This is a genomic window from Streptomyces sp. A0642, assembly GCF_004795105.1.
Taxonomy (GTDB): Bacteria; Actinomycetota; Actinomycetes; order Streptomycetales; family Streptomycetaceae; genus Streptomyces.
The window spans coordinates 22,163-44,841 of sequence record NZ_SSBL01000016.1 but is presented as its reverse complement, the minus strand read 5'-3'; the positions used below and the strand labels follow the sequence as shown (position 1 = coordinate 44,841).

The following is a 22,679-nucleotide window of genomic DNA, read 5'->3' as shown; positions in this document are numbered from 1 at the left end:
ACCCGTCCCGGCCCGGGCGGTGCGGGACGTATGCCCCCTCTGAATGGCCCTACGCTTGACGGGAACCGCCCGGCCCGCCTTGTGAGGTGTCACGTGTCCCCGCGCCGCAACCGCCCCCGAGGCGGCGAGAGTCCCACCGGCAGCGCGAGCGCGGCGGGGGACCGGTACGGCGGCGGTGGGCGCTCTGAGGAGTGGCAGGGCGAGGAGTGGTCGGTCCGCCCGGTGAACGGGGCGAGCGCGCAGGGCAAGCGCTACCGGTGCCCCGGCTGCGACCAGGAGATCCCCTCGGGCGTCCCGCACCTGGTGGCCTGGTCCGAGTACGGCGGGATCGACGACCGCAGGCACTGGCACAAGGCGTGCTGGAACGCGAAGGACCGCCGCACCACGCGGGTGCAGCGGTCCAGGAACGCGCCTCGGTACTGAGCGGCCGTGCAGGGGGCCGCCCGCGTCAGACGTCCCGGTTGTTCATCGCCAGGTAGGCGCCGCCCAGGGCCGCGGCGGTCACGCCGAGCATGATCCACAGCGGGTCCCAGCCGGACGGCCCGCCGGACGAGGTGACCGAGTTGTCGTAGAAGACGCTGAGCTGGTTGGGGATCGAGTACTTCAGGAGCCACTCCTGGAGCGACGACAGGGACTCGGCGAACATGAAGATGGCCAGCACGAGCGGCAGCAGGACCACCCCGATCATGATGGTGATGGCCCCGGCCGAGTGCCGGATCAGCGCGCCGACCGCCAGCGAGAGCAGCCCCAGCGTCGCGATGTAGAGCCCGACCCCGACCGTGCTGCGCAGCCACTCGTCCCCGCTGGGCGCCGCGGCGTCCAGGATCGAGGTCTGGAGCAGGGCGACGATCGTGGTCATCACGGTCGTCAGGACGAAGGTGAGCAGGAAGAAGACGATCGCCTTCGCGCTGAGCACCCGGGCCCGGCTCGGGCACGCCGTCAGCGTCGTACGGATCATGCCGGTGCCGTACTCCGAGGCGATGGTCATCACGCCGAGCGTGATCACGCAGATCGTCCCCAGGAGCACGCCGAAGAAGCCGAGGCTGAGCACCGGTGTGCCCTCCAGGTCGGCGTCGGAGGTGCTGACCGCGACCGCCGAGAGCAAGCCGATGCCGAGCAGCAGCACGATCATGACGCCGAGCGTCCACATCGTGGAGCGCACGGAACGGATCTTGGTCCACTCCGAGGCGATCGCGTCGCCGAGCGTCGCGGGACGCACCGGGATCGGCGAGGCGTAGTGACCGGCCTGCGGGCCCGGCCCGAACTGCTGCGGGGCGGGGGGCTGCTGATACGCCTGCTGCTGGTACGGCGCCTGCGGCGTCGGCGGCGTGGACGGCGTCGTCATCGGGAGTCCTCGCTGGTCTCGCGCTTGGTCAGGTCTGCGGGGGGCCCGGCGGGCGCCGCCGGGGCGGGAGCGGCCGCCGGGACCGCCGGGGCTGCGGGGGCCGCGGGCGCCACGGGGGTTGCCGGGGCCGCGGGTGCTGCCGGGGCCGCCGGGGGAGCGGCAGGAACCGCCGCGGGCGCCTGCGCGGCCGCGTACGGATTCTGTCCGGGCGGCGGCGGGGCGTACCAGCCCTGCTGCGGCACCTCGGGGGCGGTCGGCGGCGCGTACCCCAGCTGCGGTCCGTACCCGCCGGGCGGCGGCGGAGCCTGCAGGTGGGCCACCTGGTCGGCCGTCGAGCGGTAGTCCACGGCGCCCTGCGTCATGCGCATGTACGCCTCCTCCAGCGAGGCCTGGTGCGGCGAGAGCTCCCACAGGCGGACGTCGGCCTCATGGGCCAGATCGCTGATCCGCGGCAGCCGGAGCCCGGTGATCCGCAGGGCCCCGTCCGGCTCCGACATGACCTGGCCGCCCGCCTCGGTGAGGGTGGCGGTGAGCTTCTCGCGCTGCTCGGGCCCGTCGTCCGACACCCGGACCCGGGCGAAATCGGCCGAGTTGGCGGAGATGAACTCCGTGATGCTCATGTCGGCCATCAGCTGGCCCCGGCCGATCACGATCAGGTGGTCGGCGGTGAGGGCCATCTCGCTCATCAGGTGGCTGGAGACGAAGACCGTACGGCCCTCGGACGCCAGCATCTTCATCAGGTTGCGGACCCAGAGGATGCCCTCCGGGTCGAGACCGTTGACCGGCTCGTCGAAGAGCAGCACCTGCGGGTCGCCCAGCAGCGCGGCCGCGATGCCCAGGCGCTGCCCCATACCCAGCGAGAAGCCCTTGGACCGCTTCGTGGCCACCTGCTGGAGGCCGACGACCCCCAGCACCTCGTCGACCCGTGCGGCCGGGATGCCGGCGAGCTGGGCGAGCGAGAGCAGGTGGTTGCGGGCGCTGCGCCCGCCGTGCACGGCCTTGGCGTCGAGCAGGGCGCCCACCTGACGGGGTGCGTTCGGCAGATTGCGGAAATCGTGGCCGCCGATGGTCACCCGGCCGGCCGTCGGCCGGTCCAGGCCGAGGATCATCCGCATCGTGGTCGACTTCCCCGACCCGTTGGGACCGAGGAACCCGGTGACGGCACCGGGCCGCACCTGGAAGGAAAGGTTGTACACGGCCGTCTTCGCGCCATAGCGCTTGGTCAGGCCGACTGCCTCGATCATGCTCCAGCCCCATCGACTTATCTGTCGTCGGGGCACAGGCCGTCGGCCGCACGCCCCCCGTATGAGTGAGGAGGATATCCAGGCCCTGACGGTTCCGGCCAAGTCGTTACGGGGCGAGTCCCTTCCCGCATCCCCCTGGGAGGGCGTGGTCCGGGGCGCGCGCCACCCGCTCAGGCGTCGCGCTTCTTGAGTACGAGGAAACCGCCGATCACCGCCGCCGCCACCCACGCCACCATGATCAGCAGCCCGGCCCACGGTCCGTACGGAGCCGGATCGCTGTTCATCGCGTCGGGCACCACCTGCATGATCTTGGAGCCTGCCTGGTCGGGGAAGTACTGGGCGACGCTCTTGGCCCCCGGGACCGCCGACAGGATCTGCGAGACCAGGAAGAAGAACGGCATCAGGATGCCGAGCGACAGCATGGAGCTGCGCAGCATCGCCGCCACCCCCATGGAGAAGAGCGCGATGAGCCCCATGTAGAGACCGGCTCCGAAGACGGCCCGCAGCACGTTGTCCTCGCCGATGCCGATGCTGTGGTCGCCGAGCAGGGCCTGGCCGAGGAAGAACGACACGAAGCTGGTGATCATCCCGACCACCAGGGCCAGCACGCCGGCGACCAGCATCTTGCTGAAGAGGAACGTGGCGCGCTGCGGCACGGCCGCCAGGGAGGTGCGGATCATGCCGGAGCTGTACTCCGTACCGACCACCAGGACGCCGAAGACCACCATCGCCAGCTGGCCGAGAATCATCCCGGAGAAGCTGATGAAGGTGGGGTCGAAGGTGGCCCGCTCCGCATCGGAGAGGTCGTCGAACTGGGAGTTCATCACCGCGCAGAGCGCGGCGCTCATCGCGACGGTGACGAGGAACGCGGAGATCAGCGTCCACGTCGTCGAGGAAACCGTACGGATCTTGGTCCATTCGGAGGTCAGGACCGCGGGTACCGATGCCATCGTCACACCCCCGTTCCGGTGCCGGGACCGCCGGGAGTCCCGGTGGCGCCGCCGGGCTGATCGCCCCAGTGCGGTCCCACCGGTGGCGGCGCGGCCCCGCTCTCCGAATGCGCGTGGTATTCCACCGAGTCCGCCGTCATCTGCATGAACGCCTCCTCCAGAGAGGCTCGCTGCGAGCTCAGCTCGTGCAGCACGATCGCGTGCCGGGCGGCGAGCTCGCCCAGGTCCTCGGTGGTGGCGCCGTCGATCTCCAGCGTGCCGTTGCCCGACTCGACCGCGACGATGCCCTCCGCGTGCAGGACGTCCCGCAGCCGCTCCTGCTGCGGGGAGCGCAGCCGCACATAACTGCGGGAGTTCTGATGGATGAAGTCGGCCATCGTGGTGTCGGCGAGCAGCCGGCCCTGTCCGATCACGATCAAATGGTCTGCCGTCAGCGCCATTTCGCTCATCAGATGGGAGGAGACGAAGATCGTCCGGCCTTCCGCGGCGAGCGCTTTCATCAGATTGCGGATCCAGTGAATTCCCTCGGGGTCCAGACCATTGACGGGTTCGTCGAACATCAGGATCTCGGGATCACCGAGGAGTGCCGACGCGATTCCCAGGCGCTGGCCCATGCCGAGGGAGAATCCCTTGGACTTCTTCTTCGCCACCGCGGTCAGGCCGACGGTGTCGAGCACCTCCGCCACCCGGCTCTCCGGGATGCGGTTGCTCTGGGCGAGGCAGAGCAGGTTGTTGTACGCGCTGCGGCCGCCGTGCATCGACTTGGCGTCCAGGAGCGCGCCGATGTGCTTGAGGGGCTCCGACAGCTCTCGGTAGTGCTTGCCGTCGATGCGCACCGATCCGCTGGTGGGGTTGTCGAGATCGAGCATCATCCGCATGGTGGTGGACTTGCCCGCCCCGTTGGGCCCCAGGAAACCCGTCACCATTCCCGGTCTGATCCGGCACGACAACCCGTCGACGGCGACCTTGGAACCGAAGCGTTTGGTGAGGCCCTCAAGCTCGATCATGCGCACACGCTAGAACGGCCGCGCGCCCGGCGCCACCACAAAGGCGGAACCGGGCGCGCGCGAGGGATCGGGCCGGCAAAGGGGTCAGCGGGTCTGCTGGGCCGGGACGCCGCGGGTGGCGGGCTCCTCGTCGGCGGGCGAGCTCGCGGCGGCGACCGCGGCACCCGTCAGCGTGGCCAGCATCTCGCGGACGTTGGTCAGCTGCGCGTTGATCGAGTCGCGGCGGTTGGTGAGCGCCGCCAGCTCGCGCTCCGATTCGCTGCGGATCCGGTCGGCCTTCGCGTTGGCGTCGGCCACGATGTCCTCGGCCTGGCGCTGAGCGGTCTCCACCGTCTGACGGGCGCGGCGCTCGGCGTCCGTGCGGAGCTTCTCGGCCTCCAGACGGAGCTGCTCGGCACGGTGCTCGATCTCGGCCAGACGCTTCTCGGCCTTCGCCTGACGGGACGCGAGGTCGCGCTCCGACTGGTCGCGGCGCTTGGCCAGGTTGGTCTCGAAGTCCGCGGCGGCCTGGGCGGCCTTGGCGCGGGTCTCCTCGAAGAGGGCGTCGGCCTCCTCGCGCTTCTGGGCCGCGTCCTTCTGCGCGTCCGAGCGGAGCGTGGTGGCCTCACCCTTGGCCTTCTCGACGATGCGGACACCGTCGTCCTCGGCCTTGGCCTTGCGCTCGGCGGCGAAGGTCTCGGCGTCGTTGCGCACCTGCTGGGCGGCGGACTCGGCGAGCTCGCGGTGCTGCTCGGCGGCGCGACGGGCCTCCTCACGCAGGTCCTTGGCCTCCTCCTCGGCAAGGCGGAGAATCTTCTCCACACGCGCGCCGAGACCCGCGTACGACGGCTCCGCGTCGTTCACCTGGGCCTGGGCGTTCTGCGTTTCGAGGTGGAGCTCCTCGATGCGCTTTTCCAGAGACGTGATGCGGGCGAGAGCACTATCACGGTCGGCGACGAGCTTGGTAATGCGGTCATCCACCTGACCGCGGTCGTAACCACGCCGCACGAGCTCGAAGCCGAAGGGGGAGGAAGGGTCACTCATGGGGTTCCTGTCGAAGTGAGACCGGTGAGGTGATAGAGGGAATCCTAGGGGCCAGAACGGCGTGTCATCGAGCAGATGCCCTTTTGATCTGGAGAATGACACCCCTTTTGAGTGGCTAACCCCCGTAACCCTTGCCACTCGGAGGGCTGAACGTCCTTGCCGGACCATGGCAGAGCACCGGGTGGTCACCCGCCGGACCGCGGGGGAACACCTGGTGGCCGTCTGCCGGATCCGCCGGATCCGTCGAACCGGCGGAGAGCACCGGGTGGCTACCCGTCCGACTGCTTGCCACCCGTCCGCGTGCCCGCCGCCGCCGTGGCCTTCACGCCGCCGGGCGGTCCGGCGCCCGCGGCCTTGCCGCCCGCGCCCGGGGTCTCGAAAGACTCCAACGCCTCCAGGACATCCTGGACACGGGAGATCTCCGTGTTGATGTCCGCGCGCCTGCGCACCAGGACGTCCAGCTCGCGCCGGCCCTCCTCCACGATCCGCTTGGCCTCGGCCTCGGCGTCGGCCCGCAGCTTCTCGGCCTCGCGCACCAGGCTGGCCTTCTTCTGCTCGGCCTCCTTGAGCAGCGACTCGGCCCGCTTCACCGCGGCGATCCGGACCTTGCTCGCCTCGGAGTTCGCGTCGGACAGGAGTTCCTTGGCCTTCGCGGCGGCCTCCTCGCGCTGCTCGGTCGCCGCCTTCATCAGCTTGTCGACGCGCTCGCCGGCCGTCTTCATCTGCTCGGACGTCTCCCGCCGGGCGCGGTCGTGCAGTTCCTGGATCTCGCTCTCCAGGCGCGTCCTGAGCTCCTCGGCCCGCTCCCGGATCTGCGTGGCGTCCCGGCGGGCGCCGACCAGCAGCTCGTCCGCGTCCGCCCGGGCCCGCTCCACCAGGGTGTTGCCCTCGACGGTCGCCTCGGAGGTGATCCGCTGAGCTTCCTTGCGGGCCGCCCCGACCATGGTGTCGGCCTGCTCCTCGGCCTCGGTGGCGGCGCGCAGCGCCTCCTCCTGGGCCTTGTTGATCAGCTGATCCGCCTGCTCGGCGGCGTCGGCACGGCGCTTCGAGGCCGATTCGCGCGCCTCGTCCAGCAGGCGGTCGGCCTCCTGCCGCGCCTCGGCACGCATCTGCTCGGCCGCCGCCTCGGTGTCGCTCCGCAGCCGCTCCGACTCCTCGCGGGTCCGGGCCGCGTGCTCCTGCGCGGAACCGACGGTCGCCGCCGCCTCCGCCCGCAGCCGCTCCGCCTCGCCCGCCGCCTCGTCACCGAGCCGGGCCGCCTGCTGCGCCGCCTCGGCGCGGACCCGCTCGGCCTCCGCCGCGGCCTCGGACCTCAGCCGCTCGGCCTCGCCCGTGGCCTCCGTCATCAGGCTGTCGGCCTGCTCCGCGGCCTGGGACCGCATCCGGTTGGCGTCCTCGCGGGCCTCGGCCCGGCTGCGCGCGGCGTCCTGCTCGGCCGACGCCAGGGCGTCGGACGCCTCCGTACGCATCCGCTGGCTGTACTCCGCGGTGTCGGCGCGCAGCCGCTCCGACTCCGCGATCGCCTCGGAGACCGTCCGCTCGGCCATCGCCTTCGCGGCGTCCGTCTCCTCCTGCGCCACCCGGCGGACCCGGGCCGCGTCCTCCCCGGCCCGCTCCCGCTCCGCGTAGGCGTCGGAACGGACCCGGTCCGCCTCCTCCTGCGCCTCGGACTTCGTCCGCTCCGCGACGTGCTCGGCGGCGGAGCGCAGCCCGGCGATCTCCGCCTCGGCCTGCTCCTGGAGCCCGCTGACCGAATCGCGGACCTGCTGGGCGGTCTGCTCGGCCGCGGAGACCATCTCGGTCGCCCGCGCGTCCGCCTCCTCGACCAGGCGCTGGGCCTCGGACTGCGCCTCCTCGACCCGCTTGCGGGCGGAAGCCAGCAGCTCCTCGCTCTGCTCGCGGGCCCGCTCGCGCTCCTGGTTCGCCTCGGTACGCGCCGCGTCGAGGGTCTCCTCGGCCTCCCGGCGGCGCCGGTTCGCCTCCTCCTGCGCGGCGGCGAGTGCCTCGGCGGCCTCCGCGCCCACCCGCTCGGCGGCGGCCGCCGCCTCCGACCGCACCCGGTCGGCACTCTCCTGCGCCTCGGTCTTCAGCCGCTCGGCCTCCGCGGCCGCCTCGCTGCGCAGCCGTACGGCGACGGACTCGCCCTCCGCACGCGAATGGGCGGCATCGGCCGCGGCCTCGTCGCGCAGCCGCTGGGCCTCGGCCTCGGCCTGCTCCTGGAGGGTGCGCAGCCGCTCGGCGGCCTCCGCGCGCAGCCGCTCGGACTCCTCGTTCGTCTCGCGACGGATCCGCTCCGCGTCGGCACGCGCCTCGCCCAGCGTCTGCTCGGCGGTGGTGACCCGGGTCTCGGCCTCGCCGTGCAGCCGGGCCAGCTCCTCGGCCGCCTCCGCCTGCCGCGCCGCGATCGCGCGGTCGGTCTCCTCGCGCAGCGCGGCCGCCGCCTGCTCGGCCGCGGCCGTCACCGACTCGGCCTGCTCCTCGGACTCGGTGCGCAGCTGCTCGGCCTCGGCGCGGGCCCGCTCCAGGGCCTCCTCCGCCTGCTTGCGCAGCGCCGCCGCCCGCTCGGTGGCCTCGCTGCGGACCCGCTCGCTCTCGGCGCCCGCGGCGCCGCGCAGCTCCTCCGCGTCCGCCTTGGCCTTGGCCAGCAGCTCCTCGGCGGTCTTCGCGCCCTCCTCGATCTGCTGGAGGGCCTCGCGGCGGGCCTCGCCGCGGATGCGCTCGCCCTCGGCGACCGCTTCGGAGCGCAGCTGCTCGGCCTCGCCGCGCAGCCGGCGCGCCTCCTCCTGGAGCTCGACCGTCTTGGCCCGGTACTCCTTGGTGTCGTCCTTGGCCGCGCCCTTGAGCTGGTCGGCCTGCTCGGCGGCCTCGCCGCGCAGCCGGTCCGCCTCGGCCTCCGCCTCGCGGCGGATCCGGTCGGCCTCCTCGCTCGCCGCCCGGGTGGTCGACCTCGCGTCCTCGGACGCCTTGGTCAGCACCTCCTCGGCGGCACGGGCGGCCTTGGCGAGCTGGGCCGCGGCGTCCTCCGCCGCGGCGGTGCGCGCGCTCTCGGCCGCCTCCGAGCGGAGCCGGTCCGCCTCGGCCCGGGCGTCGGCGAGGGCCTGCTCGGCCTCCGCCTTGAGGGCCTCGGCGTCCTTGGTGGCCTCACCGACCAGCCGGGCGATCTCCGACTTGGCGGTACGGGTGCGCTGCTCGTTCTGCGACTCGGCGCCGGCCAGCCGCTTGACGGCGGCCTCCTTCGCCTCGGACAGGACCTTCTCGGCCTCGACACGGGCCTCGCGCAGCTGCGTCTCGGCCTCCTGCATGCGCTGCTCGGCGGCCCGGTTCAGCTCAGTGGTCTGCTGGCGCGTCTGCTCGGTCTCGGCGGTCGTCGAGGTGCGCAGCTGCTCGGCGTGGGCGGTGGCCTCCTGCGCCTGGCTGGAGGCGGCGTTCAGCAGCCGCTCCGCGTCCTTGCGGGCGCGCAGCAGGATCGACTCGGCCTCCGAACGGGCGGACTCGGCCTCGGAGCCGAGGCGTTGACGCGTCTCGTCGGCCAGCCGGGCGGCCTCGGCGCGGGCGGCGCTCAGCGCCTGTTCGGCCTCGGCCCGGGACTCGTCCAGCAGCCGGCGGGCCTGGGCCTCGGTCCGGGCCCGCAACTGCTCGGCCCACGCCACGTTCTCGTTGACGTGGGACTCGACGGTCTGGCGGCGCTCCGCCAGCTCCTGGTCGAGCTGCTGGCGGCGCTGCACGGCCTCGTTGTGCAGTTCGGCCTGGAGCCGCGCCTGGTGCTCGGCGTGCTCCTGAAGGATCCGCTGCGTCTGCGCGCGGGCGTCGCGCAGCTCGCGCTCGGCGTCGTTGCGCAGCTGGTCGGCCTGGATCTGGGCGTTACGGAGCAACTGCTCCGCCTGGTAACCGATGTCCGCGCTGTCGTAGGCGGGACGGGTCGCCAGGCTGCGCCGGGCCTCGTGCAGCTTGGCACGCAGGACCTCGACCTGGTAGCCGAGGTCCTCGGCGTGCTGGACGGCCTTCTCCCGGTCGGTCTTCAGCCGGTCCATCTCGGCTTCGAACCGCGAGAGATGGTCGTCTTCAGCTCGGTGGCTCTCCTGGCGTTCGTAGCCCCGCACTGCGCCGTCCCATCCTTCCCCGAGCTCTCAACTTCTTCCCCAAGCTCTCAACTTCGTTCGAGCAGGGGATGCCCCACTGAGCAGGGGAGAACCCAACCCTGGTCGCAAACCCAAACGAGTACCGTTCGCCGGCGAACGGTCCCCCGGGGAATGGTGACAGGTCAACGGTTGAGGACGCGGCGCGGCCCCGACCCGGCCCCGGCCCGGAACCGCCCACTCTACCGGGCCGGGTATCCCTGAGAAGCTGTTGTCCGGCTCCCGCGGCCCCGGACGGTCAGTGCTCCGTCCGGGAGGTGACCAGTTCGGTCAGCACACCGTGGCAGTCCTTGGGGTGGAGGAAGGTGATCCGGGACCCCATCGAACCCGTCCTGGGCTCGTCGTAGAGCACCCTGACGCCCTTCTCCCGGATGTCCGCGGCGTCCGCGTCCACGTCCGCCGTGCCGAAGGCGATGTGGTGCACGCCCTCGCCATTCTTGGCCAGCCATTTGCCCACGGCGGAGTCCTCGCGGGTCGGTTCCAGCAGCTGGAGGTACGAGGCGCCGCCGTCGGACGTCTCATTGATCTTGAGCATGGCCTCCCGTACGCCCTGCTCCTCGTTGATCTCGGAGTGGAACACCTCGAACCCGTAGGTCGAGCGGTAGAACTCGACGGTCTTGTCGAGGTCGAAACAGGCGATCCCGATGTGGTCGATTCGCGTCAGCATGGAACCAGTGCAGCGCTCGGCGGATGGTTACGCAACGTGCGCGCGATCACACCCGCTGCCGGATGACGGGCGCGGTACCGCTCAGTACATTCATGTAAACCCTCGTTCACAATCGATCCCAAGGGGCTGCGCCTCATGTCAGGAACGACCGGAACCACCTCAGTGATCGTCGCGGGCGCCCGTACGCCCATGGGCCGCCTCCTCGGCTCCCTGAAGAGCTTCTCCGGAGCCGACCTCGGCGGCTTCGCCATCAAGGCGGCCCTGGACCGGGCCGGCATCGGCGGCGACCAGGTCGAGTACGTGATCATGGGCCAGGTGCTGCAGGCCGGGGCAGGGCAGATCCCGGCGCGCCAGGCGGCCGTCAAGGCCGGCATCCCGATGAACGTCCCGGCGCTCACCGTCAACAAGGTGTGCCTCTCCGGGCTCGACGCCATCGCCCTGGCGGACCAGCTGATCCGCGCCGGTGAGTTCGACGTGGTCGTGGCCGGCGGCCAGGAGTCCATGACGAACGCCCCGCACCTGCTCCCGAAGTCCCGCGAGGGTTACAAGTACGGCGCGATCGAGATGCTCGACTCGATGGCGTACGACGGCCTGACCGATGCCTACGAGAACATCCCGATGGGCGAGTCCACCGAAAAGCACAACACCCGTCTCGGCCTGGCGCGTGCGGCCCAGGACGAGATCGGCGCCCTGTCCCACCAGCGGGCCGCCGCGGCGCAGAAGAACGGTCTCTTCGAGGCCGAGATCACCCCGGTCGAGATCCCGCAGCGCAAGGGCGACCCGGTCCTCTTCTCCAAGGACGAGGGCATCCGCCCCGAGACGACCACCGAGTCCCTCGGCAAGCTGCGCCCGGCCTTCACCAAGGACGGCACGATCACGGCCGGCACCTCCTCGCAGATCTCCGACGGTGCGGCCGCCGTCGTCGTGATGAGCAAGGCCAAGGCCGAGGCGCTGGGCCTGGACTGGATCGCCGAGATCGGCGCCCACGGCAATGTGGCCGGCCCGGACAACTCGCTCCAGTCGCAGCCCTCGGGCGCCATCCGTCACGCCCTCAAGAAGGAGGGCATCGGCGTCGAGGACCTCGACCTGATCGAGATCAACGAGGCGTTCGCGGCTGTCGCCGTCCAGTCCATGAAGGACCTCGGCGTCACCTCGGACAAGGTCAACGTCAACGGCGGCGCCATCGCGCTCGGCCACCCGATCGGGATGTCCGGCGCCCGCGTGGTGCTGCACCTGGCGCTGGAGCTCAAGCGGCGCGGCGGCGGCACCGGTGCGGCGGCGCTCTGCGGCGGCGGCGGTCAGGGCGATGCGTTGATCATCCGCGTGCCGGGCAAGTAGTCGGTACGGGCGAGCGAGGAGGCCGAGCGTGAAGGTGGACGTCCCCACCCTGGTCGAGCAGGCACGGGAGGGCAGGCCGCGGGCCGTGGCCCGGCTCATCTCCCTGGTGGAGGGGGCGTCGCCGCAGTTGCGTGAGGTGATGGCGGCGCTGGCGCCCCTGGCGGGCAACGCCTGTGTCGTCGGCCTGACGGGATCGCCGGGTGTCGGCAAGTCGACATCGACGTCGGCGCTCGTCGCCGCCTACCGGCGCCAGGGCAAGCGGGTCGCCGTGCTCGCCGTCGACCCGTCGTCGCCGTTCTCCGGCGGCGCGCTCCTCGGCGACCGGGTCCGGATGTCGGACCACGCCTCGGACCCGGGTGTCTACATCCGCTCGATGGCCACCCGCGGCCATCTGGGCGGTCTCGCCTGGTCGGCGCCGCAGGCGATCCGGGTGCTGGACGCGGCGGGATTCGACGTGATCCTGGTGGAGACGGTCGGCGTCGGCCAGTCGGAGGTGGAGATCGCCTCCCAGGCCGACACCTCCGTCGTCCTCCTCGCCCCGGGCATGGGCGACGGCATCCAGGCGGCCAAGGCCGGAATCCTGGAGATCGGCGATGTGTACGTCGTGAACAAGGCCGACCGGGACGGCGCCGACGCCACCGCCCGCGAGCTCAACCACATGCTGGGCCTCGGGGAGTCCCGGGGACCCGGCGACTGGCGGCCGCCGATCGTGAAGACGGTCGCCGCCCGGGGCGAGGGCATCGACGAGGTCGTCGAGGCCCTGGAGAAGCACCGGGCGTGGATGGAGGAGCACGGCGTCCTGGCCGAGCGGCGCACCGCCCGCGCCGCCCGCGAGGTCGAGACGATCGCCGTCACCCGCCTGCGCGAACGCATCGGCGACCTCCACGGCGACCGCCGCCTGGACGCCCTCGCCGCACGCATCGTGGCCGGCCGCCTCGATCCGTACGCGGCGGCGGACGAACTGGTGGCGGGACTCACCGGCGAGGCCTGACCGGCTCCGTTCCCGGTGCGGCGTGCGGCCGCACCGGGAGGGGGCCGGGGCCGCGGCGTGCACCCCGGGAACCGGCCTCAGTCGTCGTCCGCGTCGCGCCCGTCGTCCGAGCGGTCCACGGTGACCGCGGCCGACTTCGCGTCCACGTCCACCTCGTGCGCCGTGCCGTCCCCGCCCCGGACGCCGACCTCCCAGCGCACCGCCTTCCCGCCGTGGCCGTCCAGCTCGATCGAGGTCACCGTGCCCGGGGACGCCTTGAGCGCCGCGGCCGCAGCCGTGCCCAGCGTGACCGGGGCCGACCGCGGGGCGGGGCGGTTGCGGTCGTCGCCGTCGGACGTGTGTTTCCCGAGCACCTTGCCGTTGTCCGCGTCCACCGTCACCTCGTGCCGGACCCCGTCGGGGCCGTACACATCCAGCTCCCAGACCGGCCCGCCGTCCTCGTCGTCGAGCTCCGCCTCGCTCACCGTCCCGGGGACGGCCCGGACAGCGGAGGAGGCCGCGTCGGCGGCCGTGACGCGGGCGGTGCCCACGCCCGCGTCCCGGCCGTCGTCGTCCGCGAGGGCCACGGCCGTCGCGGTCCCGCCGCCGACGAGTACGGCCGCGGTGACGGCGGCGATGGCGATCTTTCGCTTCATGAGAGGTTCCTCCCGGTCGGATGTCCGTTGCGATGCGGTCCACCGTGCCGGGGCGATGCTGAACGCACCCTGAAGCCACCTGAAGCCTTCTTCAGCTTCGGTTTGCGACGCTGTGCGCATGCGTCTGTTGATCGTGGAGGACGAGAAGCGGCTGGCGGTCTCCCTGGCCCGGGGGCTCACCGCCGAGGGGTTCGCCGTCGATGTGGTCCATGACGGCCTCGAAGGGCTGCACCGCGCCTCCGAAGGCGTCTACGACCTCGTCGTCCTGGACATCATGCTGCCGGGGATGAACGGCTACCGGGTCTGCGGCGCCCTGCGCGCCGCCGGACACGACGTGCCCGTCCTCATGCTGACCGCGAAGGACGGGGAGTACGACGAGGCCGAGGGGCTCGACACGGGAGCCGACGACTACCTGACCAAACCGTTCAGTTACGTGGTGCTGGTGGCCCGGATCCGGGCGCTGCTGCGGCGACGGGCGGGCGCCGCCTCGCCGGTGGTCACGGCCGGCTCCCTGCGCATGGACACCGCCGCCCGCAGGGTCCGCCTCGGCGAGGACGAGATCGCCCTCACCACGAAGGAGTTCGCCGTCCTGGAACAGCTCGTGCTGCGGGCGGGGCAGGTGGTGAGCAAGGCGGACATCCTGGAGCACGTCTGGGACTTCGCCTACGACGGCGACCCGAACATCGTCGAGGTGTACGTCAGCGCCCTGCGCCGCAAGCTCGGCGCGGCGGCCATCCGGACGGTGCGCGGCGCGGGCTACCGGCTGGAGGCGCGGTGAGATCCGTACGGGCCAGGGCGGCGCTCGGGGCCACCGTGGTGGTCGCGCCGGCGCTGGCCGGCGCCGGGCTCGCCGTCCTCCTCGTCCTGCGCGCCAACCTCACCGACCAGGCCGGCCTCCAGGCCGAGGTCGCGGCCCGGGAGGTCGCTGGGCAACTGGCCCTCGGCGTCCCGGACGACGAGCTGCGGACGGGCGACGAGGAGGAGCATCCGGTCCAGGTGACCGATGAGGACGGCCGGGTGGTGGCCGTCTCCAAGGACCTGGAGGCGATCTCCGGCACCGGTAGCGAGCGGGTCACGCCCGTGGCGCGGTCCTCCGCCGGCCCCGGCCGCCACGGTGGCGAGGACGGCGACGACGATGACGACGAGCGGGGGCCGGGAGGCGCCGGCCCGCCCCGCGGCGAGGTCTCCACCGGCGACCCGGACTTCACCAACGGCGCCGCCACAGTCGACGGCGACAGCGCCGCCTACCGTTTCGCCTCCGTCGAGGCCACGGACCCGGCGGGCGTGACCCTGACCGTGCACGCGGGCGCGCCGCTCGCCGCCGAACAGCGGGCCGTCGGCAGTGTGCGCGGCGCGATGCTGGCCGGACTGCCCGTCGTGCTCCTCGTCGTCGCCGGGGTGACGTGGCTGGTGACGCGGCGGGCGCTGCGGCCGGTCGAGGGCATCCGGCGTGAGATGGCCGCGATCACCGCGTCCGAGGATCTGAGCAGGCGGGTGCCGGAGCCCGGTTCGCACGACGAGATCGCCCGCCTGGCCCGCACGACCAACGAGACGCTCACCGCGCTGGAGGCCTCCGTCGAGCGGCAGCGGCGCTTCGTCGCCGACGCCTCGCACGAACTGCGCAGCCCCATCGCCTCGTTGCGCACCCAGCTGGAGGTGGGCGCCGCGCACCCGCAGCTGCTGGACGTGCCGGGCGCGGTCGCCGACACCGTACGGCTCCAGGCGCTGGCCGCCGACCTGCTGCTGCTGGCCCGGCTGGACGCCGGGGAGCGGCCGGGCGGGGCCGTGCTAAATCTCGGCGCGCTGGTCCGTGAGGAGGTCGCGCAGCGCACCGGCGACCGCATTCCGGTCACCGTGTCCGTGCCGGGAGGGGGCGGGGGCTTCGAGGTGGCCGGCTCGCGTGCGCAGCTGGCCCGGGTGATCGGCAATCTGCTGGACAACGCCGAACGGCACGCCCGGGCCGCGGTGACGGTCGCCGTGCGCGCGGAGGGCGGGGGCGTGGCCGTCGAGGTCGCCGACGACGGGGACGGGGTGCCCGCGGCGGAGCGCGAGCGGATCTTCGAACGGTTCGTCCGCCTCGACGACGCCCGCAGCCGCGACGAGGGAGGGGCGGGCCTGGGCCTGGCCATCGCGCGCGATGTGGCCGTGCGGCACGGGGGCCGGCTGACGGTGGCGGATGCGGGGGAGCGGGGCGCCCGGTTCGCGCTGTGGCTGCCGGACGCCCGCTGACGACCCCGGGGGGTCAGAGCTTGCCGCGCCGCCCGCGGAGGTGCTCGGCGACGGGTGTCAGGGCAGCGTGCAGCTGTTCCAGGGCCTCCGGCGTGAGCAGGTCCATGAAGTGCTTGCGGACCGACGCGACGTGGTGCGGCGCGACCTTGCGCATCGTCTCGGCGCCGGCTTCGGTGAGGACCGCGTACAGTCCCCGGCGGTCGGACTCGCAGTTCTCCCGGCGGACCAGGCCCGCGGTCTCCATGCGGGTGATCTGGTGCGAGAGCCTGCTCTTGGACTGCAGGGTGGCGCCGGCGAGGTCGCTCATCCGCATGCGCTGGTCGTCCGACTCGGAGAGATTCACCAGGATCTCGTAGTCGTTGTTGGTCAGGCCGAACGGCTGGAGGTCCTTCTCCAGTTGGTGCATCAGCAGCCTGCTGACGTCCAGGTGGGTGCGCCAGGCGCACTGCTCCGCGTCGCTCAGCCAGCGGGTGGCCGTCTCGGTCTCCATATATGGATTCTACCTAAGAAGTTGAAAGCCGGACGAAGTGGGGGATGTGACGCCCGGCACGCGCTCGCAGGCTGGGCGCACACGTTCGACGTCACACTCCGCAGACTACCGCTCACCGACCGAAGCGGTGCCGGAGGTCCCCGGCCGGCCCGGCATCCGGGCACGGATCCAGGTTGACCCCTGCCCCCCGAGCCCTAATGCTGCGCCACAACCCCCACCTGGCGCTCGGCCATCAGCACCTCGGTGGACTGGAGCAGCACCGTACCGGCCCCCACGAACTCGAACTGGTGCTCCTCGCCCGAGGCGCCCCCGATCCCCGTGAACGCCCGCAGCCCGCCCAGCACGCCCGCCATGTAGCCGTGGTCGTAGTGGTGGCACGGCGACGGGCAGTCCGCCCAGCCGACCAGCGCCTGCGGGTCGACCCGCAGCGGCGGCTCCATGAAGACCACCGGACCGTTGGACGCGGCGACGAACTTCCCCGTGCCGATCAGCGTCAGGAACCCCGGCACGATCGACTGCTTCAGGGCCAGCGTCGGCTGGTACGCGAGGAGGTTGCCGGACCGGATCGTCAGATTGCCGTCGTCCAGGTCGTACGAGTTCACATCGAAGGCCCGGTCCGCGAGCAGCATCTTGCCGCTGCCCTCGGCCACCACCCAGTCGCTCGCGTGCAGCGGCGAGTGGAAGCTCGTGCGGACCAGGCCCTGGAAGCGGCCGTGGCCGATGCCGTTGAAGTCGATCCGCCCGTAGTAGGCGATCATCTTCCCCTTCTGGAGGAACCACTGGCTCCCCTTGAGCTCCACACAGAAGGTGTACGCGTTGACGTTGTCGTCCGACGGCAGCGTCATCGGGTCGAAGACCACGGGCCCGCTCACAGCTTCTCCTCCGACGCCTGGACGTACACCGCACCACTGCCGCTGAGCTCCAGCTGGAACCCCTCGCCGGAACCGCGCCCCACCATCTCCCGCCAGCCGAGCGCGGTGGACAGCTTGTTGGTCACGTCGCCGTGGTGCGCGACGTACGCCTGCGGATCCACATGCACCTCGCGGCCCGGAGTGATCGGCAGCTCGACGACTCCGCCGTGCGCCATCACCGCCACCGCGCCGTGGCCCTTGAGGGTGGTGGTGAACAGGCCCTGCCCGGTCACCTGGCCGCGCACCATGCCCATCACCCCGCCCTGCGAGCCCATGAACATGGTGCCCTGCTGGAGCGTCCCGTCGAAGGCGAGCAGCCGGTCGGCCTCCACGTACAGGGTCTCCCCGGTCAGGTTGATCACCTGGATGTGATGGCCGCCGTGGCCGAACATCACCGTGCCGCTGCCTTCGACCGTCATCAGCGGGGTCGCCTCGTTGGCCATCCGGCGGCCGATCATCGACATCACGCCGCCCTGCCCGCCCTGGATGTTCGGCGTGAACGAGACCTCGCCTCGGTAGGCGAGCATCGCACCGCGCTGGCTGAACATCTTCTGGCCGGGGACCACCGTCGCCTCGACCATCTTCGAGTTGATCTCTCGGAACGGCATCAGACATCACCCCCGATCGTGTTCCGCTCGCTGGGCTGGACGTAGACGAGCCCCTCGCCCTCGAACCGGATCTGGAAGGACTCGCCGGACCCCTCGCCCATCAGCGTCCGGAAGTTCACCCCGGACTGGAAGTGCTGCTGGAGGTTGCCCTGGTGGGCGATGTAGGCGCCCGGGTCCACGGAGAGCGGGTACGGGGCGGACACGCGCAGGGCCACCGCTGAGCCGTCCGACATGATCGCCGCCTGGCCGGTGCCCTCGACCGTGGTGGTGAACAGGCCGTTGCCCGCCCCGCCGCCGCGCAGCCCGGTGAAGGTGGTGCCGGTGCGCAGCCCGGCGTCGGTGCAGAGCAGATTGCTCGCCTCGACGTACAGCTTCTCGCCGCGCAGCGAGACCAGGTTGATCTCCGTCGCGCGGTCGGCGAAATAGCAGGTGCCGTGCCCCGACACCTCCATCACGGCCATCTGTTCACCGGTCAGCCGGCGGGTCACCATGCCGCGCAGGCCCTCACCGCCGCCGGTCATCTTCTTGAAGGTCATCCGGCCGTCGTACGCGACCATCGAACCGTTCTTCGCCTTGACGGCGTCGCCGGCCAGGTCGACGGCGAGCGTCTTGCTGCCTTGGAGTCGGAACATTGCCACCCGGCGAAGGTAGCGGTACGGACCGCCGCCGGAACAGGGCCGGGGACGCGATCAGGCCCCTGAATCACCCCTGATACGGATCCGGTACCCGATGCGGACGCTATCGGGACGTATCCCTTGCGGAACGGACGCGGCGGCGAGGCCGCGCGTGCCGCCCCCGCCGCCGGGCAGCGCACGCGGCGATGCCACAATGGGTGCCGCTTGTGCCTGCGTTCACAAGCTGTCACCGTCCTCCCACCGAAGGTGCCCCCGTGGACATCAAGACCGCTACCGCCCTGCACCGGCTGCGCCTCATCTCGATTCCCGAGGCGCTGTCCTTCCCCGCGCTGATCATCTTCGGCTCGGTCCTGAGCCGGGTCTCCGACATCGACTTCCTGATGATGCCGCTCGGCATGCTGCACGGCGTGCTGTTCGTGATCTACGTCGTCCTGCTGCTGGACGTCTGGAACAAGACCAAGTGGCCGTTCAAGCGCGTCGCGTTCTTCTTCCTGCTCTGCGTGCTGCCGTTCGGCGGCCTGTACGGCGACAAGGTTCTCAAGCGCTACGAGGCCGACGGCGTCATCGCCGCCCGCGCCCGCCGGGAAGGCACGGTCAGCGCATGATCGTCGCCTTCTCCGTCAGCCCGCTGGGGGTCGGCGAGGACGTCGGCGAGTACGTCGCCGACGCCGTCCGGGTGGTCCGCGAATCGGGGCTGCCCAACCGCACCGACGCCATGTTCACGTCCATCGAGGGGGAGTGGGACGAGGTCATGGACGTCGTCAAGCGCGCCGTCGCGGCCGTCGAGGCGCGTGCCGGACGCGTCTCCCTCGTGCTGAAGGCCGATATCCGCCCGGGCGTCACCGACGGTCTGACCTCCAAGGTCGAGACGGTGGAGCGTTACCTGGCGGACTGACGCCCCCGCGCCGCGCGTCCGGAGCCTCCGCCCACCGGGCGGGGGCTTCCGTCATTGCGGCGCTGCCAGCGCGATCCCCAGCGGTGTCCGTTCGTACAGCACCTGGTGTCCGTACCGCCGCGACGTCAGCAGTCCCGCCGCCCGCAGCACCGAGAGATGGGCCGAGACGGAGGACGGGGCGAGGCCCAGCCGGTGGGCGAGCGCGCTCGTCCCGGCCGGTTCGCCGAGTGCGCACAGCACATCGGCCCTGGCCCGTCCCAGCAGCCGGGCGAGGGCGTCCGGGGTGCTGTCGCCCGCCTCGGTCCACAGCCCGCCGATCCCGCGCGCGGGGTAGATCACCGCGGGGAGCCAGGGCGGTTCGTACCCGCTGACCACATCCGGCCAGGCGAACACGCTCGGCATCAGGACGAGCCCCTGCCCCCCGAGCACCCGCGAGTGCCGGCCCCGCATCCCGACCAGGGTGAGGGTGGAGTCCGTCCACCGGAGCTGGGGGCTCAGCTCACCGAGCAGCCGCGCGAAGCCGACCTCGGCCAGCCGGCGCGAGTGGTACGCGATGTCGGCCTCCAGCAGGGCGCGCAGACGTGGCCAGTCGGGCTCGACCAGGGTCCCCCAGGCCTCTTCGAGCAGCGCGGTGAGCTCGTGCAGCGCCCGCGCGGGGTCGGCGAGCAGCGCCTGCCCGGCGGGGGAGTCCAGCCCGCCGGGCTGGTCGGCGAGCGTCAGGGCCAGGTCCTCCCGGATGAGTGCGGGGTCGGTGGCGCGTACGCCGGCGATCTCCTCCTCGAACGAGGCGTAGGGCCCCAGCGGCGGCGGACAGAGAAAGTCCGGATTGTGTCCGCCGTCCGTCATCAACGACCAGAGCGGTCCGAGGTCGAGACCCGCGGCCGCCTCCCGGATGCGCCGCAGCCACGGCTCGTGGTACCCGTGCCGCCCGGGCCGCAGAAGGGTGCGCACCGCGGCCTGCGTCTCCCAGAGCGGCGAGAGCGCGAACCGGCAGCGGAGCAGGTCGTTCTCGTCGAAATGGAGATGGAACGGCATGAAGGGCCTCGCGGGGATTCGGCGTCAGCCGAAAGTCTACGGACGGGGGCCCCGGCGCCTCCAAGCTGCCGTCATGCCGAGCAACAGCTCCTCTCCGGCGGGCGGCCCCCGCGACGTGACGGACACCCCACCCGGTCCGGCGGGCCCCTGCGCCGCGCCGGCCCCACCCCGCGCCGCGACCGCCCACCCCTCCGTACCGGTGCCGGCCCCGGCCCCTTCCCCGGAGCGCGCCGACCCCCTTGACCCGAAGCCGTCGCCCGCGCTCCGGGACCGGGCACCCGAAGCACCCTCCGAGCCCTCCCCCCGCGGATACCGCGCGGTCTTCGCGGTGCGGGAGTTCCGGGCCGTCTTCGCCGCCCATCTGCTCTCGCTGCTCGGCGTCGTCGTCAGCGAACTCGCGCTCACCGTCCTCGTCTACGACCTCACCGCCTCGCCCCTGCTCAGCGCCCTCACCTTCGCGCTCGGCTTCCTCCCGTATCTCGTCGGCGGCACCCTCTTCGCCGGGGTCGCCGACCGCTACCCGGCCCGCCGGGTCCTGGTCACCTGCGATCTGATCTGCGCGGGCTGCGTCGCGGTCATGGTGCTGCCGGGCACCCCGGTCGGCGGGCTCCTCGCGCTGCGTTGTCTCGTCGCCGCCGTCTCGCCGGTCTTCACCGGGACGCGGATGGCCGCCCTCACCGACATCCTCGGCGAGGGAGACCTCTACGTACTGGGCCGCTCGCTGCTGCGCATCGTCTCCCAGAGCGCGCTGCTGACCGGCTTCGGCGTCGGCGGTGTGCTGCTCGCGGCGCTCTCCGCGCGCGGGGCGATCACCCTCACCGCCGGCACGTTCCTCTGCTCCGCGGCCCTGCTCCGGTTCGGCACCCGCGACCGGCCCGCCAGGACCGGGGGCGAGCGAGGCGGAGCGCTGCTCAAGGGGTCGCCGGCCGGGGCCCGCGCAGTCCTCGCCGACCGCCGCATCCGCGCGCTGATGCTGCTCTTCTGGGTGCCCGCCCTGTTCGTCGTCGCACCGGAGGCCCTCGCCGCCCCGTACGCGGACGCGATCGGCCTCGGCCCGGCCGCGCTCGGTCTGCTGATGTGTGCGATGCCGGTCGGGCACATCGCCGCCGAGCTGTACGTGGGCGGCCGGCTGACCCCGCGTGTGCGCTCGCGGATCGTCCTGCCGGTCGCCGCCACGGGGCTGCTGCCGCTCCTGCTGTACGCCACGCGCCCCGGCCTCGTGCTGACGCTGGTGGCACTCGCGCTGGCCGGGGTGGGAGCGGCGTACAACATCGGGCTCGACCAGTGGTTCGTCGACGCCGTACCCGAAGCGCTGCGCGGCCGGGCGATGACCCTGCTCACCTCCGGGCTGATGACGCTCCAGGGCGTCGGCATGGCCCTGGCGGGGCTGGCCGCCGAGTTCTTCCCGGTGCACCAGGTCGTCGCCGGTGCGGGGCTGATCGGCACCCTGTGCCTCGTCCCGCTCGTCGCCGAGGTGCGCAGAATCGTGCCCGCGGCCCGTGATCGGACCGAAGTTCGAGACGGGGAGGAGCCGGAAGTTCCTCATGGGTAAGGTCGTGGCCGTGCCGAAGCCCCTCAGTCTCCCCTTCGATCCCATCGCCCGCGCCGACGAACTCTGGCAGCAGCGCTGGGGCCCGGTGCCCTCGATGGGGGCGATCACCTCGATCATGCGGGCGCAGCAGATCCTGCTCGCCGAGGTGGACGCGGTCGTCAGACCGTACGGACTGACCTTCGCGCGGTACGAGGCGCTGGTGCTGCTCACCTTCTCGAAGGCCGGCGAGCTGCCGATGTCCAAGATCGGCGAGCGGCTGATGGTCCACCCCACCTCCGTGACGAACACCGTGGACCGGCTGGTGCGCTCCGGGCTCGTCGCCAAGCGCCCCAACCCGAACGACGGCCGCGGAACGCTCGCGTCCATCACGGACAAGGGCCGCGAGGTCGTGGAGTCCGCCACCCGTGACCTGGTCGCGATGGAGTTCGGCCTCGGCGTGTACGACGCCGAGGAGTGCGAGGAGATCTTCGCGCTCCTGCGTCCGCTGCGCATCGCCGCCCACGACTTCGAGGAGAACTGAGCGGGCCCTCTCCGGCCGCGGGCCCGCCGCAAGATCGCCCCGGGCTGCCGGTTACGCTCGATGGCATGAAACGCAGTGTGCTGACCCGCTATCGGGTGATGGCTTACGTCACCGCCGTCATGTTGCTGATCCTCTGCGTGTGCATGATCTTCAAATACGGCTTCGAGAAGGGTGAGGGGCTGACCCTCGTCGTCTCCCAGATCCACGGCGTGCTGTACATCATCTACCTGATCTTCGCCTTCGACCTCGGGTCCAAGGCGAAGTGGCCGATGGGCAAGCTGGCCTGGGTGCTGCTCTCCGGCACGATCCCGACGGCCGCGTTCTTCGTCGAGCGCAAGGTCGTCCGCGAGGTCGAGCCTCTGATCGCGGACCCGACGCCCGCGGCCCCCGCGAAGGCCTGACAGCTGACCCCGAACCGCCCCGCGCGAAGCGCCGGGCGGTTTGTCATCGACATTTACTAGGACGTCC

At 72.1% G+C, this 22,679-nt stretch carries 23 protein-coding genes; 10 read left to right on the top strand and 13 right to left on the bottom strand.

Going from position 1 to position 22,679, the window contains the following annotated elements; translation table 11 throughout:
* The first annotated feature begins 93 nt into the window (after positions 1-93).
* Positions 94-423 (top strand): ATP/GTP-binding protein, encoded by a 330-nt coding sequence (locus E6R60_RS24195; protein WP_136328737.1) that lies wholly within the window; start codon positions 94-96, stop codon positions 421-423.
* Positions 424-448: 25 nt separating this feature from the next.
* On the opposite strand, the gene E6R60_RS24190 is transcribed toward E6R60_RS24195, so the two are convergent.
* The 7 genes from E6R60_RS24190 to mce form a co-directional block, all read right to left on the bottom strand.
* A complete protein-coding gene (locus E6R60_RS24190; RefSeq protein ID WP_136328736.1) occupies positions 449-1,345 on the bottom strand; it encodes an ABC transporter permease subunit in 897 nt (298 codons plus the stop codon).
* Entirely contained in the window at positions 1,342-2,589 is a 1,248-nt protein-coding gene (locus E6R60_RS24185) for an ABC transporter ATP-binding protein (RefSeq protein ID WP_136328735.1), read from the bottom strand. Before E6R60_RS24185 ends, E6R60_RS24190 begins: the two co-directional genes overlap by 4 nt.
* Before the next feature lie 170 nt (positions 2,590-2,759).
* Positions 2,760-3,539, bottom strand: coding sequence for an ABC transporter permease subunit (locus E6R60_RS24180; protein WP_136328734.1), 780 nt, complete (start codon positions 3,537-3,539; stop codon positions 2,760-2,762).
* A gap of 2 nt (positions 3,540-3,541) precedes the next feature.
* Positions 3,542-4,546 carry an ATP-binding cassette domain-containing protein gene (locus E6R60_RS24175; protein ID WP_136328733.1) on the bottom strand — a complete coding sequence of 335 codons (1,005 nt, stop codon included), beginning with the start codon at positions 4,544-4,546 and terminating at the stop codon, positions 3,542-3,544.
* 84 nt (positions 4,547-4,630) lie between these two features.
* Positions 4,631-5,569: a cellulose-binding protein gene (locus E6R60_RS24170; RefSeq protein ID WP_136328732.1), complete on the bottom strand. Its 939-nt coding sequence runs from the start codon at positions 5,567-5,569 to the stop codon at positions 4,631-4,633.
* A gap of 269 nt (positions 5,570-5,838) precedes the next feature.
* On the bottom strand, positions 5,839-9,669 hold the full coding sequence (gene scy, locus E6R60_RS24165) for a polarized growth protein Scy (RefSeq protein ID WP_136328731.1): 3,831 nt from the start codon (positions 9,667-9,669) through the stop codon (positions 5,839-5,841).
* 274 nt (positions 9,670-9,943) lie between these two features.
* Positions 9,944-10,372 carry a methylmalonyl-CoA epimerase gene (mce, locus tag E6R60_RS24160; RefSeq protein ID WP_136328730.1) on the bottom strand — a complete coding sequence of 143 codons (429 nt, stop codon included), beginning with the start codon at positions 10,370-10,372 and terminating at the stop codon, positions 9,944-9,946.
* Positions 10,373-10,507: 135 nt separating this feature from the next.
* Here mce and E6R60_RS24155 point away from each other — a divergent pair, with 135 nt between their 5' ends.
* Entirely contained in the window at positions 10,508-11,710 is a 1,203-nt protein-coding gene (locus E6R60_RS24155) for an acetyl-CoA C-acetyltransferase (protein WP_136328729.1), read from the top strand.
* 28 nt (positions 11,711-11,738) lie between these two features.
* Positions 11,739-12,701, top strand: a complete 963-nt coding sequence (gene meaB / locus E6R60_RS24150; RefSeq protein ID WP_136328728.1) for a methylmalonyl Co-A mutase-associated GTPase MeaB — start codon at positions 11,739-11,741, stop codon at positions 12,699-12,701.
* A 77-nt stretch (positions 12,702-12,778) separates the two neighbouring features.
* Here the strand turns inward: meaB and E6R60_RS24145 are convergent, their stop codons facing one another.
* On the bottom strand, positions 12,779-13,336 hold the full coding sequence (locus tag E6R60_RS24145; protein ID WP_136328727.1) for a PepSY domain-containing protein: 558 nt from the start codon (positions 13,334-13,336) through the stop codon (positions 12,779-12,781).
* A 118-nt stretch (positions 13,337-13,454) separates the two neighbouring features.
* On the opposite strand from E6R60_RS24145, the gene E6R60_RS24140 reads away from it, so the two are divergent.
* Together E6R60_RS24140 and E6R60_RS24135 are read left to right on the top strand one after the other, a co-directional pair.
* Positions 13,455-14,114, top strand: coding sequence for a response regulator transcription factor (locus E6R60_RS24140; RefSeq protein WP_136328726.1), 660 nt, complete (start codon positions 13,455-13,457; stop codon positions 14,112-14,114).
* Positions 14,111-15,565, top strand: a complete 1,455-nt coding sequence (locus tag E6R60_RS24135) for a HAMP domain-containing sensor histidine kinase (RefSeq protein WP_136328725.1) — start codon at positions 14,111-14,113, stop codon at positions 15,563-15,565. The genes E6R60_RS24140 and E6R60_RS24135 overlap by 4 nt, the downstream gene beginning before the upstream one ends.
* 13 nt (positions 15,566-15,578) lie before the next feature.
* On the opposite strand, the gene E6R60_RS24130 is transcribed toward E6R60_RS24135, so the two are convergent.
* The 4 genes from E6R60_RS24130 to E6R60_RS24115 all read right to left on the bottom strand — a co-directional run bounded on the left by E6R60_RS24130 (position 15,579) and on the right by E6R60_RS24115 (position 18,206).
* Complete coding sequence (locus E6R60_RS24130; protein ID WP_136328724.1) at positions 15,579-16,055, bottom strand: MarR family transcriptional regulator; 477 nt, start codon at positions 16,053-16,055, stop codon at positions 15,579-15,581.
* Positions 16,056-16,249: 194 nt separating this feature from the next.
* Positions 16,250-16,927 carry an AIM24 family protein gene (locus tag E6R60_RS24125; RefSeq protein WP_136328723.1) on the bottom strand — a complete coding sequence of 226 codons (678 nt, stop codon included), beginning with the start codon at positions 16,925-16,927 and terminating at the stop codon, positions 16,250-16,252.
* On the bottom strand, positions 16,924-17,574 hold the full coding sequence (locus E6R60_RS24120; RefSeq protein ID WP_136328722.1) for an AIM24 family protein: 651 nt from the start codon (positions 17,572-17,574) through the stop codon (positions 16,924-16,926). The genes E6R60_RS24125 and E6R60_RS24120 overlap by 4 nt, the downstream gene beginning before the upstream one ends.
* Positions 17,574-18,206: an AIM24 family protein gene (locus E6R60_RS24115; protein WP_136328827.1), complete on the bottom strand. Its 633-nt coding sequence runs from the start codon at positions 18,204-18,206 to the stop codon at positions 17,574-17,576. The genes E6R60_RS24120 and E6R60_RS24115 overlap by 1 nt, the downstream gene beginning before the upstream one ends.
* A gap of 257 nt (positions 18,207-18,463) precedes the next feature.
* On the opposite strand from E6R60_RS24115, the gene E6R60_RS24110 reads away from it, so the two are divergent.
* Together E6R60_RS24110 and E6R60_RS24105 are read left to right on the top strand one after the other, a co-directional pair.
* Positions 18,464-18,814 (top strand): DUF3817 domain-containing protein, encoded by a 351-nt coding sequence (locus E6R60_RS24110; protein ID WP_136328721.1) that lies wholly within the window; start codon positions 18,464-18,466, stop codon positions 18,812-18,814.
* Positions 18,811-19,104 carry an MTH1187 family thiamine-binding protein gene (locus E6R60_RS24105; RefSeq protein WP_030971479.1) on the top strand — a complete coding sequence of 98 codons (294 nt, stop codon included), beginning with the start codon at positions 18,811-18,813 and terminating at the stop codon, positions 19,102-19,104. Before E6R60_RS24110 ends, E6R60_RS24105 begins: the two co-directional genes overlap by 4 nt.
* A 51-nt stretch (positions 19,105-19,155) precedes the next feature.
* Here E6R60_RS24105 and E6R60_RS24100 read toward each other — a convergent pair whose 3' ends face one another.
* Positions 19,156-20,139, bottom strand: coding sequence for a DUF5937 family protein (locus E6R60_RS24100; protein WP_136328720.1), 984 nt, complete (start codon positions 20,137-20,139; stop codon positions 19,156-19,158).
* A 73-nt stretch (positions 20,140-20,212) separates the two neighbouring features.
* On the opposite strand from E6R60_RS24100, the gene E6R60_RS24095 reads away from it, so the two are divergent.
* The 3 genes from E6R60_RS24095 (at position 20,213) to E6R60_RS24085 (ending at position 22,612) form a co-directional block, all read left to right on the top strand.
* Positions 20,213-21,691, top strand: a complete 1,479-nt coding sequence (locus tag E6R60_RS24095) for an MFS transporter (protein ID WP_136328719.1) — start codon at positions 20,213-20,215, stop codon at positions 21,689-21,691.
* 10 nt (positions 21,692-21,701) lie between these two features.
* Positions 21,702-22,211, top strand: coding sequence for a MarR family transcriptional regulator (locus E6R60_RS24090; protein ID WP_136328718.1), 510 nt, complete (start codon positions 21,702-21,704; stop codon positions 22,209-22,211).
* 65 nt (positions 22,212-22,276) lie between these two features.
* Positions 22,277-22,612 carry a DUF3817 domain-containing protein gene (locus E6R60_RS24085; protein WP_136328717.1) on the top strand — a complete coding sequence of 112 codons (336 nt, stop codon included), beginning with the start codon at positions 22,277-22,279 and terminating at the stop codon, positions 22,610-22,612.
* Positions 22,613-22,679 lie beyond the last annotated feature (67 nt).